Source organism: Acidiluteibacter sp. (assembly GCF_055129545.1).
The window spans coordinates 234,986-250,703 of sequence record NZ_JBSRUB010000012.1 but is presented as its reverse complement, the minus strand read 5'-3'; the positions used below and the strand labels follow the sequence as shown (position 1 = coordinate 250,703).

Here is a 15,718-nt window from a genome sequence, read left to right as displayed (position 1 = left end):
TCAATTAACTGAACTAATTTCGTTTACTAAGATAAAGAATTATCAAATACCCATAAGAATTTTAACATTTGGCCAAATAAAAAACACATAAGCCACAAAAAAAAAGCCATCATTTCTACAAAATGATGGCTTTTAAATATGATCAATCGTGGTATTAAAACACCTTCTTCAGTTTGTAATCTTCGTACTTCAATAGGAAAACACTGTGGTTTTCATAGCCGCTTTCTATTCCAGTTTTAAAGAAATTGAAGTTCATCATCAACATCTCTTTGTTGTACCCCATAAACATCACTTCATAGTTCACTCCAAACTGATTTAACAGACTCAAATAGAAATAACCTACATCGTAACCCAAATAGCTAAACTTACTCGGCAGGTGTTTATTTCTATTGAAAAATTGTTCTTTGAACACTTTCACTTCTTTCGCTTCAGGATCAACAAATTCAGAGGTCAATGCATGCACATTTAAATCATGTAAACTCTTTACCTCTAAGTTGTCATAATTTAAAATATTCTCATTGAACACCAACGTAAATTTATAATCGCCTTTTACCTCATGCAATGAACTAATCAAGGCAGTAATGAACGCTTGATTCTCTGAAGGAATGTAAATTACATTCATTTTCAACTCATTCAAGTTGTTCTTCAAATTCGAGAACGACTTATCTCCATAGATCAACTCATTTGGAACCGACTGCATGGTAGAATCCTTGCTGTCCAACATGCTCTTTTTATAGCTCTTCAAAAAAGTTTGAATGGTCGCATCATCCTCTTCTCCTTGGTGGTTGATAAGAATAATGTTGTTTTTACTCCAATTACTGTGGCAATACTCTGCAAATCGCTTCACCAATAACGGACTGCTTGTTGCCACCTTACTTACATATGAATTCCCTAACAGGATTTTATTGCTCTGTTTTACCGGTGTTACAATATTGATTTTATTTTTCTTTGCAAAATCAGCTGCTAAGACAAAGTTTTTAAAATACATGGGGCCAACGATCAGATCCACGGTTTTTAATTCCGGCTTTTTTAGAATAGCTGCAGTAACTGCAGTATCATTCTCCGTATCGTAAACCATTAACTTTAAATTCAACCCCTCATTCTTCAATGAATCTATCGCCAATAAAAAACCTTCGTAAAACTCCAATGCATAACCTGACATTCCAAAAATATCAGAAGCGGTAATGTTTTCTGTTTCTAAGGCCACTTTATTCTCTTTCAGAAAAAATGGAAGCATCAAGGCCACTTTGTAAGCTGGTTTTATCGAAGTGCTATCAAAAACAGGAGCTGGAATAAATGCAGTATCTGTATCCGATTCAACAATCTTGAAAATCGGAATATTCACCGACTCTCCTACTCTCAATCCGCCTACTAATCCATTATTCACAGATAAAATTGAATCAATGGAAACCTGGTACTTCTTGGATAAAGAATAAACCGTTTCTTTAGCTACTACCGTATGTGTTTGCCAAATATTCTCTCTAGCAGGAACATACAATTGCTTCTCTTCTGTCTTCTTGATTTTAGCAACCGGAATTCTAATTTCCATGCCTTCCTTCAATCCATCCATTACTTGAGGATTTTCGGCTATGATGTCCTTTTGATCAACATCATACTCCTTACTAATGGCATACAATGTATTCTTCTTTTCTACTTTATGGATCAAATAATTGCCATCTACCTCAACAGTTTGGGTGAAGTCTTTTCGTTTGACTTCTTTCAAAGGAATTAAAATACGATCGCCAATAGCATAACCATCTGCCGCAGATGGATTCGCTTTCAATAAATCTTTAAGCGGAATGGCATACATTCTAGAAACGGCATACAAAGTATTGCCTGCTTCAATGGTATGAATGTAATACTCCTTTCCGTTAATCTTATGAACCTCTAAATTAGGTGCCGCATCTTGAGCCGAAACCATAGTCGGTGTCAATACCAAAAAACCTAAAATCAATAGGAAAGCTAATCTCATCTTACTCTTCATAATTACTCCCATTCTATTGTTGCAGGCGGCTTTGAGCTGATGTCATACACCACTCTGTTCACCCCTTTCACTTTGTTAATAATCTCATTCGATGTCTTTGCTAAAAACTCATACGGCAAATGCACCCAATCTGCAGTCATTCCATCAGTAGATTCTACTGCTCTCAATGCCACAGCATTTTCATAGGTTCGCTCATCGCCCATTACACCAACAGACTGAACTGGCAATAAGATCACTCCTGCTTGCCAAACTTTGTCGTATAAACCGGCTTTCCTCAACCCATCAATGAATACTGCGTCTGCCTCTTGCAAAAGGCGTACCTTTTCTGGAGTAATGTCTCCCAAAATACGAATGGCTAATCCCGGACCAGGAAATGGGTGACGTCCCAATAAGTTATCTGGTAAACCTAATGCCTTTCCTACTCGACGAACTTCGTCTTTAAATAACAATCGCAATGGCTCAACTATTTTCAATTTCATGAAATCAGGCAAACCTCCCACGTTATGGTGACTTTTTATGGTTGCAGATGGACCACCTGTTGCAGAAACGGACTCAATCACGTCCGGATAAATGGTTCCTTGTGCCAACCAAGAGATATCTGTTAATTCATGCGCTTCATCATCAAAAACTTCGATGAATACACGTCCGATTGCTTTCCTTTTCTTTTCAGGGTCTGATTCTCCGGCCAACGCTTCGTAAAAACGAGATTTAGCGTCCACTCCTTTTATGTTTAATCCTAAGTGCTTGTATTGCTCCAATACCTGCTCAAATTCATTCTTTCTAAGTAATCCGTTGTCCACGAAGATGCAATATAAATTATCGCCAATTGCTTCTTTCAATAACATGGCTGCTACTGTAGAATCTACACCTCCAGATAACCCTAAAACAACTTTATCATTTCCGATTCTATCCTTTAAATCTTGAATACTGGTTTCTGCAAATGAAGCTGCCGTCCAGTTTTGTGAGCACCCTGCCACATTCACAATAAAGTTTCTTAACAACTCCAAACCTTCTGTTGAGTGATACACCTCAGGGTGAAACTGGATTCCATAAGTATCTTCTCCTTGTATATGGTATGCCGCCACTTTTACATCTTCAGTAGATGCAATGATTTCAAAATTATCAGCCACTTGCTTGATGGTATCTCCGTGTGACATCCATACTTGACTGTTGTCAGAAATGCCTTTCATGAATGGATTAGACTGGCTTACGAAAGATAAATTTGCACGACCGTATTCCCTGGTCTCAGATGGCAATACCTGACCACCGAAATGCTGTGCCATGTATTGCGCTCCATAACAAACACCTAGCAAAGGCATTTTGCCTTTTATATTCGATAAGTCGATTTGTGGTGCATTCTCATCCCGCACAGAAAATGGACTTCCAGAAAGGATTACCGCTTTAACACTATCATCCATCTGCTTTAGATTATTAAACGGATGAATTTCGCAATATACATTTAGTTCTCTTACTCTTCTAGCAATTAACTGGGTGTATTGAGAACCAAAATCAACAATAATAATTTTTTCTAACATCGGGCAAAGATAAAATATATGATACGCCTATTTACTATATTCTTTCAAGAATTTTCAACGTTGTTTTGAAGAAAACTAAAGGACTGTAATTCCTTCAAATACAAATTCTGCAGGACCAATGAGCCAAATATTTTTAAACTGATTACCGGCTCGTTCAAAAGACACTTTCAATTCGCCACCTTCTACTTCAATTTTCAGCTCAGCATCTGTCATATCGTGCTTCACCGCTTGCGCCAATGTTACTGCAGTTACCCCTGTTCCACAAGACAACGTTTCACCTTCCACTCCTCTTTCGTAGGTGCGCACTTGAACTCCATCTGTCAATTCTTTTACAAAATTTACATTCGTTCCCGCTGCTTTAAAGCGATTATTGTAACGAATGTTTTTTGCCTCTTCCACTAAATTAAAATCCGACAAATCGTCTTTCCAAATCACATAATGCGGAGATCCGGTGTGAATGAACATATATCCATCACCAACTTCCACCTCATCAACATCTCCCATTTTGGTGTAGAACAAATTATTCTGAGACTTCCCAACATGCTTTCCATCAATGGCGATAAAAGATGCTTCTGATTTATAAATCCCCAAAGTTTCAGCAAAAGCTAAAGCACAACGACTTCCATTGCCACAAAAACTTTGACTGCCATCTGAATTGTAATACACCATTTCAAAATCTACTGCTTCATGATTCCGAATGAGAATGACACCATCCGCCCCAATTCCAAATCGTCTATCGCATAAATGCTGAATTTGTTGAGTTGATAAATGAAGCTTATTTTCACGATCGTCGATCATCACAAAATCGTTTCCAGTGCCTTGATATTTATAAAATTTTAACTGCATGAAAGGAGAATTAAATCTATTTAACAGCAAAGATACTGACTAATTCTAGGTTAACAATTTTTAACGGCAGTTGCCTAATATCACAACACTTACAGCGTTAAATTTGGAATAATAAAAATCAAAAAAAACATACTATGAAAAAAGTTATTTTAGTTTTTGTTGCAGCCATGTTAGGCGGAATTACCTCGATTGGCATGTACAAGATTTTTGAAAACAATACAGAAACGAGTTCCTCTTCTGAAAAAAAGATTCCAACTAAATTGGTCAACATAGTTGGAGGAGCGCCAGAGATTGGAGTGGATTATGTGACGGCAGCCGAACTAACTGTTCATGCCGTTGTTCATGTCAAAACGGAAGGCACCAGAGAACTAACGCAATACGGATTTGATCCGCTAAAGGAGTTGTTTTACGGAAATGGAAACGTTCAGAAAAAATATTCTCAGCCAGTTAAAGGGGCAGGTTCCGGTGTTATAATTTCCAATGATGGATACATTGTAACCAACAATCACGTAGTGGAGAATTCCAATAAAATCAACATTACCTTAAACAATAGTAAAACTTACGAAGCAAAGGTGATTGGCTTGGATCCAACCACTGACATTGCCTTATTGAAAATTGACGGCGATGATTTACCAACGGTTGACTTTGCCAACTCTGATGAAACAAGAGTTGGAGAATGGGTTTTGGCAGTAGGAAATCCATTTAACTTAACATCAACGGTAACTGCGGGAATTATTTCTGCAAAAGGAAGAGACATCAATATTTTAGGAAATGACCCTTATACAGGAGCTTCTTCCATCGAATCGTTTATACAAACAGATGCAGCAGTAAATCCTGGTAACAGTGGTGGAGCTTTAGTGAATACAAAAGGTGAATTAGTTGGAATCAATGCAGCGATTCAATCGAACACTGGTTCATACACCGGCTACTCTTTTGCAATTCCATCTAATATTGTTAAAAAGGTAGTCGCAGATTTAAAAGAGTTCGGATCGGTTCAACGGGCTTATATCGGAATCAACATTAGAGACATTGATGAAAATCTGGCTAAAGAGAAAAACATCGACGATAGAAATGGAATTTATGTGGCTGGCTTGGCTGATAATGGTTCTGCAAAAGCAGCCGGGTTAAAAGAAGGCGACATTATTAAAAAGGTCGATGGTTCTAGAGTCATTAACATTCCTGCATTGCAAGAAAAATTAGGTCAAAAAAGACCAGGTGACAAAGTGGAGCTGACTTTGTTAAGAGACGGTGATATAATCACTAAGGAAGTAACCTTAAAAAACATAGAAGGAAATACGGACATCATTAAAAATGATTCCAAAGAGCTATACCGCACATTGGGTGTGAAACTAAAAGACTTGAGCAAAGATGAATTGAAGGAGTTAAACGTCTCTTCTGGTATTCAAGTTGAAGAAGTGTTGACTGGAAAATTTAGAAATGCCGGAGTTGGCAAAGGATTTATCATTCAGAAAGTTGACAATGCAGAAATCAAAAGCTTAGAGCAGTTTTCTGAAATAATGAAAGACAAAAGCGGAGGCGTTTTATTGGAAGGTATCTACCCAACAGGACAGCGTGCTTATTATGGTTTGGGTTTATAAGGAGTTGGTTATTTGGTTTGAAAGCGGGAGTTCATTTAAATATGGCTCCCGTTTTTTTTATTTGTCATTATTGAATATTTCGGCTGCGCTAATGGTTTGTTGCTTGCCCAATACATCGTACAATTCAAAGGTCACATTATCTTTCATCTTTTTTAATCCTTTTTCTTTTGGCTTGACCCAAAATGAAACAAAAAGTCAAGTCTTTGAGAAAAATAAATTCTTCCTCTTCATAAAACTTAACTTCGGCGAAGTGATTTCCTCTTAAAATCGGAACTTCTCCGCCTCTCTAAAGTTTCATTTTGATCAAGAATTCATTTTTCTCAAGGACAAATTTACGATGGACATTTGATTGTTTAATCCATTTTCCTTCGCTTATTATATGTTCTCTTTCTTTGTCTCATTGGGCACTTCAGTTATAGCTTGGCTCAAAACAGGCTTTAGAGTTCACTGAGCGGAGCCGAAGTGAAGTCTAATACAAACAAATGCTCCTCCTACTTCCACACACTCAATTTTCCTTTGTACGTTTCTCCATCGTGCTTGATGATGTAGAAATACACTCCACTAGCCACATGGTAACCTTCCCAAGAAGGGCTGTTTTTCCATTGTGCTACTTTGGTTCCCCATGTATTATAAATAGTAATGTCTATCGGTAAGCCTTTGGTGTTGCCTAACTCCCACGTATCGATATCACCATCGCCGTTGGGCGTAAAAAAGGAAGGGATAATTAACGCACAAGGGTCTGTAATGACTTCTATTTTACTTCTTTCTTCCGCTTTACAACCATCAATTTCCGTTTCTAAATAGAACGTCTGATTGTTACTGACTTTAAAACGATAAGAATAGCCTTGATAAAAAGGGGTGGTCGCTGAAGGAGAATTATACCAATTAATGGTAGAAATGGATGCTGAAAACGGAGGGACAATTGTCTCAGTGATGTTTTGACAATAATTTACTGTGCTGTCTTTTAGCACCGATGGTTGATGTTGAAGAATTCTAAAAGTATCTGAGTACAAGGCATTGCAAACGCTTAACCGATAATACATCGGACTAGCCGTAGGAATGTGATTGGCTGTGTCGCCAGCAATGAGGTTAGACCACACAACTGCATCACTACTGTATTGCCATTGGGTATTTCCATTGGAGTTATTTCTCACCAATTGAATGGATTCTCCTTTGCAAATAGTATGTGCTGAAATGGTAACGTCATCCACTCGGTGGTTGGGCACAAAAGTAGTGTCCCATTGATTGTTGGTGCTCACTTCATCTCGATTAAAAATAGCCGTTATGCTCAACTCATAATTGGCGCCCAAAGTAGTAAAATCCAACCCTTGGATTGGAATTTTTGCGGTATTACCTCCAAACAATGCTTCAGTAGGAATGGGATTGTAACTATTGGAATTCACTTCCTGTTGTATAGTTTGCACCACAAACCCATTGCGTTTAACCGTAGTAGTTATGTGCAACGTATCTCTTGTAAAATCCAACCATTCTTCACCGGTATTGGTGTAATGGAGTATGGCATCTACAGGGCTGGTATAGCACAATGCACTATCTAACTGCACCCCAATACCGCCATCATAACTCAACGGCAATGTAGCACAACTCCCCAAATAGAGGTTGTCAATGAAATAGTAAGTACCGAAAAAAATATCTTCAATTTTACCACCTCCAACATAAAGTGTATCAATGCCAGTGGTGTCATTAAAATTTCCCATCGTCAATACTTTTTCTCCGCCCACTGCTTTGTAGGTATGGTTGTACACTGCCCAATTTTTTTTTTCAGTGATGTAATTGCTTGGAGAAACAATGATTTGAGGCGTATAAGGTAGATTGTAGCTAGAATTAGACGACACACGGTTATTGGACAAATAAATGGCCAGTTGGTTACGAGAAGCATGGGTAAAAGAATCTGGCAGGTTTACATGAATTCTAAAACAATATATAGAATCAGCCATTAACGACTGATTCAAATCTGTTTGAATATAATCCCTTGTTTGTTTCCATGCAATAGTGGCAAAATTATACATCCTCATACCAATGTATTTCGTACCATTCTGCGGATATTGATAACCTAAAATGCTCTGAGGAATTGTCCATAAATTACTATGATATTCATTGTAATATTCCGGTTGCCTATTTACTCCGCCTGCTAAACGCCATTGGTCTGGTAAGTAATAACTCCAACCAGTTTTTGAAGTATCTTCAAAAGACGAATTAGGGATTAAATTTTGGGCGGTGCAAAGCACCGCCCAAAACAAAATAATAATAATGGTTAAACTTAGTTTCAATTATTCAATGATTAGTTTCCCGCTTTCACTAGCAGCATCGTTAACAAGTAGACGGTAAAAATAAATGCCTGGTTGTACGTTACTCAAATGTAATACTTTCATTTCATTACAAAACTCTCAGAGGTTTAGTATTTAATAGCTTACTAACCCTCCGAGAGTTAATCGCTACTTGAATGTTTTTATTTATACAAACTCAGCGTTCCTTTATACACTTCTCCATCGTGTTTGATGATGTAGAAATAAACACCTCCGGCAACATTATTCCCATCCCAAGACGGATTGTTTTTCCATTCGGCTACTTTCATACCCCATGTATTGAAAACAGTGACTTCTAAAGATAAGCCTTTGGTGTTACCCAACTCCCACCTATCATTATCTCCATCGCCGTTGGGCGTGAAAATATTTGGAATGATTAACGCACAAGGTGCTACTTGTACTTCTATTTTGCTTCGTTCTACGGCCAAACAATTGTCTACGTCTGTTTCTAAATAATAGGTTTGGTTATTGTTGACTTTAAACGAATAGGCAAACCCTTGAAAAAATGGATTGGTTGCTGTTGCAGAATTGTACCAATTAATTGCAGAAATAGATTCTGCGAATTGGGGAACAATGGTTTGTGTGGTGTTTTGACAAAAATTGACTATTGTATCATTTAGTTTTGGTGGATTGTTTTGAACCACTTGAAACGTATCTGAAAACAACGCATTGCATACGCTTAACCGATAATACATCGGACTTGAAATTGGAACATGATTAGCTGAATCGCCAATTGCTAAATTTGACCAATTGATGGCATTCTCGCTATACTGCCATTGAGAAGTAAAATGTGGTGCTAGATTTACTAATTGAACACCTTCTCCCTTGCAAATGGTATCTGCGGATATAACAATTTGATCCACTACATGGTTGGGAACAAATACAGTATCAAATTGATTATTAGAACTTACTTCATCCCGATTAAAGGTAGCCGTTACGCTTAACTCATAATTGGCACCCAAAGTAGTAAAATCCAACCCTTGGATCGGAATTTTTGCGGTATTACCTCCAAACAATGCTTCTGTAGGAATGGGATTGTAACTATTGGAATTCACTTCCTGTTGTATGATTTGCATCACAAACCCATTGCGTTTAACCGTAGTAGTAATGTGCAACGTATCTCTTGTAAAATCCAACCATTCTTCACCGGTATTGGTGTAATGGAGTATGGCATCTACAGGGCTGGTATGGCACAATGCACTATCTAACTTCACCCCAATACTGCCATCATAACTCAACGGCAAAGTAGCACAACTCCCCAAATAAAGGTTGTCAATAAAATAATACGTACCAAAAAATTGATAATTACCTCTATTATAGCCCATGTAAGATGTATCAATAGCTGTTGTGTCATTAAAATTGCCTAATGTCAATACTTTTTCTCCTCCTACTGCTTTATAGGTATGGTTGTACACTGCCCAATTTTTGGTTTCAGTGATGTAATTGGTAGGAGAAACAATGATTTGAGGTGTATACGGTAAATGAAAATCGGAATTAGAAGAAATACGATTGTTTGACAAATAAATACCTAATTGATTCCGAGAAGCATAAGAAAAAGAATCAGGGAGATTTACATGAATCTTAACACAATAATTCGAATCGGTGAGCAAAGGCTGTTTCAGATCACATTGAATGTAATTTCTTTGAGGTTTATGGGACCGATCTAATAAGTATATGACCATTCCAATATATTTATTTCCTTGTTGAGCAAATTGGTAACCGAAAGCACTTTGAGGAACTGTCCAATATTTATCGTGATATTCATTGTAGTATTCTGGTTGTGTATTTCCTGTTCCAGTTACTCTCCATTGGTCTGGCAAATAATAACTCCATCCTGTTTTTGAAGTATCTTCAAAAGAAGGATTGGGGATTAAATTTTGGGCGGTGCACTGCACCGCCCAAAACAAAATAATTATGGTTAAAACTGTTCTCAACTATTCAATGATTAATTTACCGCTTTCACTAGCAGCATCGTTAACAAGTAGACGGTAAAAATAAATGCCTGGTTGTACGTTGCTCAATTTAATTTGGTGCTGATTGGTTGCATTCAAACGGCTAATGGTTTGTTGCTTACCCAATACATCGTACAATTCAAAGGTCACATTATCTTTTTCGTTCACTTCAAAATTAAGGAAAATCATTTCTTTGGCAGGGTTCGGATAAATCGCAAAAGTAGAAAGTGCTGAATTCTCCTCACTTTTTATTCGTTTGCTTGCATTTCCTAAAGATGGTATCAATTCTACTGATTCACAATTGTTGTAGACTTCTGTACCTCCCAATTCGGTAATAATAGAACGTGCTTGATACACCGCCAACCCATCATAATAAGGACATTTTAGTGCCATTTCCTGCAATTGAGCCATTTCCTTTTTAGTCAGTTCAATTCCATTTTTATAACGAACCGCAATCGGATCAATTAACTCCAAATTAGTATCGAAATTAGTAGGAGTTCCTACATTGATAGCACCTCTGCCTGCATTGTTCAATGGCTGTCCGATGGTTTTACCAATAGGAGTCGTTCGCATAGAATCTGAAAATTGTTTCCACGCTGTACTATTCATCAAGGCAGAATCTTTAGACAAGTTGAAAAACAACAATTGCTGATTGAATTGCAACGCACTGTCGCTCGCATACACCATAAAAGGTTGCTTTCCTCTTACGCTATTTCCATTTTGGAATTGTCTAAAACTAGGTGCATTCGTGTTCGCTGTATTGTTTCGCACTCTAGCCCGGGTTGTGCAACCTGAGTTCGCAGCTGCTGTAGTGATGGTTTTAATCATTGGAGAAGCGCCAACACCTAAATAATCACCAAGAGTTATCACAGGATTATAAGGAGCACCACTTTGCACAAACAAATTAGAGGCCCCACCATTGGATTTATTTGCAAAAGTATTGCTTCTAGAATACGAACCAGTCCATTGGTTTTGAGAAGCATTCCCGCCGCTTCCTACATTCCCTACCACACCATTTTGATGCAATAAAAACCCTACAGTATGGTCGTTCATTTTGTTTTTCAAAATTTCGCCACCACTGTTGTCACCTGTAAATTTCATAGCCACTCCTGTGTATTCTATGTTATTACAACTTACTGTTGGGTTCCAACTAGTAGAATTGTCCAACTCTATTCCCACCACTTTTGTATTTGCACTTGGGTCAGAAGTAGGATAATTATTAAGGTTGTTATAAACTTTATTCTCTGTAATGATAGGCTGAGAGTTTACTGCTCGAATACCCCAACTTGGAGTAGCATAACAAGGGCCAGGAAAGCAACCTTGAGGAACTCCTGTATCGTCATTCAAATCTAAAATTGTGTTATTTACAATATCAATTTCTGTATGAAACAATTGGATACCAGCTTTAGCATGCAAGATGGTATTATTAGTGACTGCAGAATGATCAATGTAGTTAGCTTGTATTCCAAAGTTATTGTAAACAATACCTGTGCTGTTGGTATTTGTTTTTAAGGTATAGTTGCTTATTCCGCTTCCTTGGTATTCTAAATCTATATCAAAGCTTTCTATCTTTACATTTATACAATCATTTATCTGGAACCCTGTTTCTACATTGTAAATTTTAGAATTCACCAAAGGTCTAAATGGTTTCGGTATTGGTTTCAAACTAACATCACTTGAGTTGCCCACCATTTTTAAAAACTTAGACCCTGGGATAATTGGCATTGCTACTGGGCCTGAACTTGGCAGATTTTTATAGTTAACAGTAACCTCATTCAAATGTAATTCTACATTTTCTTCAGAATTAATGCTTATTAAATTACTGTAAAATTCAGCTTGATCAAACTCTACTGTTTCTCCTGCACCACTACCTCCTTGAATTAAAACAGCATTTTCTTGTTTTAAAAGACTAGGGTTACTAAATAAAGAATTATTAAAGTGCTCAAATGTATCTCGTCTAGAATATAGGTCAGAATTGATGATATTAACAGTTCCGCCCGTTCCATCAAAACTATTTGACCAAAAATAGATGCTATCATTTGTAGTTCTTGTAACATTGTCCATTTTGATAGATGTAGTAGGATAATACAAAGTGCTTGAAGGAGATAAAAGTGGTTCTGAACTAGCTACAGAATTAAAGAAGAGGCCAATTTCATTTGAGATGTTAGCATATGGTTTTACATCTAGTACCCTGTCATTTCTATCAAACGTTACACACGATACTAATGCTCTAGGTCCATTGTATAATACAATTCCATTTTTTGAATTGGCAAACAATAATCTTGAATTGTATAATTCTGGTTTAAATCTCCAAAACTGGTTGTCAAAAATAAGGATGTGTGCATTATTCGAAACGGTTTTATTGACATAAATTCCATCCCAAAATTTATCTGGATCACAGGATTTAATATACCTGTTAGTAGTGCCTGGTGCAGCAAAACCATCAATTACGAATCCGCCATCATTGACATCAATTCTTGCATCTTCTGCCATTAAAATTTTACAGTCCCGAAAAGCAAAATTTTCATCTACAGAAAAATTGCCCATAATTTTCAACTCCATTCCTGAGACAATAACAAAATTATCTGAAGTTTCAAGTGTATTCGTTTGTCCTATAGTATATGGAAGATTAAGTTTTATCCAGTCAACATCGGCTCCATCAGGAATTTCAGAAGGTGCTATATTATAAACTTCTACTTTATCAGTAATGGTGCAACTAGAACCTGCAAAACTCATTGTTAATGTATATTCTGTATTCTCTGTTGGAGCAGCTGTTGGGTTAGGGATGTTTGGATTACTTAAACCTGCACTTGGAGTCCAAGTGTAAATAGCACCCGGTATTACACAGCTTGGTCCAATAGTTACAGGCGCGCTCTCACAATAATAGTCTGGCCCTGCATCTAAAGTTAATTCTCTCATGGATACATCATCCACATCAATTTGATGGTGAAATGGATAAGATAGATTAATGGATTCAGGAAAAATCAAAAGTCTATCATAATTACTATTGGCTTCAACACAAACTGAAAACACTTTCCAACTTCCAATTACAGGTAAATAAGTTTGATCTACATAATAATCATAAAAAGAAGCCTTTTGTCCAATTAATGTGGGTGAATAACCTTTTGCAGCTTGATCAATTTCAGGATCAGGATACCCAGTGTAAGTATTTAATGTTGATTGATTAACAAAAAATAGATTGAATTGTTCTGGCATTCCTCCGTTTGATAAACTAGCGACTCTCAAAGAACAAGTAATAAGGTAAGTTTTTCCACTTTGTATGGCTACGTTTGTTTTCATTCCTTCTAAATGTTCTACAACACCACCAGGAAACACTTCAAACCATACAGATACATATGGATTTGAAATATTCTCATATGTTGGGTTATGGAAAGCAGCTTCCCACTCACATAGCCATCCATCTTGAACTCCGTAAGCTCGGCCGTATCCATTTGAGTTAGTTCCGAAATCACGTTTTGTATATTCAAATCCTCCATTCTTCAATAAATTGCCACAAGTTTGAGTGTAAGTTGCAGGGCAAGGGTAAATATTACTCGCAATTAATTGTGTTTGAAAATACGCATTATTTAAACCTAGACTTGGATCTCTTCCTATTTCTATTAGGTAATTTCCACTAGTGTACAAATCTGGGAATAGGAAATAACTCAATGGACTACTATCCACTAAATATTTTTCATATACCAATTCAAGATTTCCACAATCTTCTAATTGATATAACTTAAGAGAATTTATTTCAGCCTGAGGAGAGTTAGATGCTTCGCTTATTAATAACTCTAAACTATCAGCAAACGAAGTAAAATTGAGATAAATAAATTCGTGACTATCTTGAAATGTGTGTTCTTGAAGTTCGGACTCTAAGAGTTCAATCGCATCATCACAACTTTCGCCCGATTGAGCATACGTTGTAAAACTATTTAAGGTGAATACTGCAAGCAAAATAAAGCTTAATTGCAGTAATTTATTTTTATTCATCATGTTGTAAAGTTTTGGTTCTATTTAATAATATCATAAGAGTTTTTTACTAGTATTCTCTTCATTAAACATAATTGCCTTTACCTAAAAAGATATAATTGGTGGTGTTATTAATTAAGAATAGAATTCGATAATTGAGTGAGAAAATACTACCTACTTTGAGATGCAGCCTTTTTAGCGTAGAAAAACGAAAGTGAATAAAAGTGCTGACAGTCATCTTGATAAAAGTGAGTAGGTTTGAAGCTTAAAAATAGTTAAAAAAACAGTCGTCTCAATCAACTTATAACCAATACTTAAAAATATTAGCCTATACATTCAAAATTTCCTTGTAAACAGTAAGCTTCAGAACTACAACAAGTTTTAAACAATTAAAAAAGGCTAATAAATTATTAATTTCTTATATATTCAGCAATTGGATAAATTCCATAAACCTGAAAATTAATTACCGATACACTACTTTGAAATATTGTTTCATTGAATCATTGATAAATTGTCCATTCACAAATTGAACATATAGACTAATTGAAGCAATATTGATTTAATCGAAGTAAAAAAAGTACATTTGCATTCCCAATTTTAGGGGCAAATCAAACTTTATTGAATGCGTCAGCTAAAGATAACCAAGTCTATAACTAACAGAGAGAGTGCTTCTTTAGAGAAGTATCTTCAAGACATTTCCAAAGAAGGTCTTATTAATGCTGAAGAAGAAGTCGAACTGGCTGTTCGAATTCGAGAAGGAGATCAAGTTGCATTGGATAAGCTGGTATTGGCTAACTTACGATTTGTCGTTTCTGTATCTAAGCAATATCAAAATCAAGGCTTAACACTACCAGACTTAATCAACGAAGGAAACTTAGGTTTGATTAAGGCTGCTCAGAAATTTGATGAAACAAGAGGGTTTAAGTTTATTTCTTATGCCGTTTGGTGGATTAGACAATCTATTTTACAGGCGATTGCAGATCAATCTAGAATTGTACGGTTACCGCTGAATCAAGTGGGATCAATCAACAAAATAAGAAAAGCATTTTCGCAGCTAGAACAAGAATTTGAGCGACCTCCTACTGCCGATGAATTAGCAAACATCTTAGAATTACCTGAAGATAAAATAGAAGAATCAATGAAAGTTTCAGGTAGAAGTGTATCAGTTGATGCCCCTTTTAGTGAAGGAGAAGATGGAACTCTGTTGGATGTTTTGCAAGATTTCGATTGTTTGAGTTCTGACAATTTATTGATGAACGAATCCCTTTGCAATGAAGTGGAGCGCAGCTTAGCTACATTAACAGCAAGAGAGCGTGAAATATTGAAATTATTTTATGGCATCAATTGCAAGCATTGCTTGTCATTGGAAGAAATCGGAGAGCGTTTTGAATTGACTAGAGAACGAGTAAGACAAATAAAAGAAAAAGCAATTAATAAATTAAAACACACCTCAAGAAGCAACTTATTAAAGGACTACTTGGGTTAATGAATTGAAATTATTTTTTTC

At 36.5% G+C, this 15,718-nt stretch carries 8 protein-coding genes; 2 read left to right on the top strand and 6 right to left on the bottom strand.

Annotated features, from left to right (window positions below; genetic code table 11):
* Positions 1–154: 154 nt before the first annotated feature.
* The 3 genes from ACTB0X_RS06150 to dapF form a co-directional block, all read right to left on the bottom strand.
* Entirely contained in the window at positions 155–1,984 is a 1,830-nt protein-coding gene (locus tag ACTB0X_RS06150; protein ID WP_463024111.1) for a PBP1 and LysM peptidoglycan-binding domain-containing protein, read from the bottom strand.
* 2 nt (positions 1,985–1,986) lie between these two features.
* Positions 1,987–3,519: a glutamine-hydrolyzing GMP synthase gene (guaA, locus tag ACTB0X_RS06145; protein WP_463024110.1), complete on the bottom strand. Its 1,533-nt coding sequence runs from the start codon at positions 3,517–3,519 to the stop codon at positions 1,987–1,989.
* A 75-nt stretch (positions 3,520–3,594) separates the two neighbouring features.
* Entirely contained in the window at positions 3,595–4,365 is a 771-nt protein-coding gene (gene dapF, locus ACTB0X_RS06140) for a diaminopimelate epimerase (RefSeq protein WP_463024109.1), read from the bottom strand.
* 134 nt (positions 4,366–4,499) lie between these two features.
* Here dapF and ACTB0X_RS06135 point away from each other — a divergent pair, with 134 nt between their 5' ends.
* Positions 4,500–5,963 (top strand): trypsin-like peptidase domain-containing protein, encoded by a 1,464-nt coding sequence (locus ACTB0X_RS06135; RefSeq protein WP_463024108.1) that lies wholly within the window; start codon positions 4,500–4,502, stop codon positions 5,961–5,963.
* A 491-nt stretch (positions 5,964–6,454) separates the two neighbouring features.
* On the opposite strand, the gene ACTB0X_RS06130 is transcribed toward ACTB0X_RS06135, so the two are convergent.
* From ACTB0X_RS06130 to ACTB0X_RS06120, 3 genes are all read right to left on the bottom strand, one after another.
* Positions 6,455–8,251: a T9SS type B sorting domain-containing protein gene (locus ACTB0X_RS06130; protein ID WP_463024107.1), complete on the bottom strand. Its 1,797-nt coding sequence runs from the start codon at positions 8,249–8,251 to the stop codon at positions 6,455–6,457.
* 179 nt (positions 8,252–8,430) lie between these two features.
* Entirely contained in the window at positions 8,431–10,221 is a 1,791-nt protein-coding gene (locus tag ACTB0X_RS06125) for a T9SS type B sorting domain-containing protein (RefSeq protein WP_463024106.1), read from the bottom strand.
* Positions 10,222–14,235: a T9SS type A sorting domain-containing protein gene (locus ACTB0X_RS06120; RefSeq protein ID WP_463024105.1), complete on the bottom strand. Its 4,014-nt coding sequence runs from the start codon at positions 14,233–14,235 to the stop codon at positions 10,222–10,224.
* A 598-nt stretch (positions 14,236–14,833) separates the two neighbouring features.
* Between ACTB0X_RS06120 and ACTB0X_RS06115 the strand changes: the two genes are divergently transcribed.
* Complete coding sequence (locus ACTB0X_RS06115; protein ID WP_463024104.1) at positions 14,834–15,697, top strand: sigma-70 family RNA polymerase sigma factor; 864 nt, start codon at positions 14,834–14,836, stop codon at positions 15,695–15,697.
* The last annotated feature ends 21 nt before the right edge of the window (positions 15,698–15,718 follow it).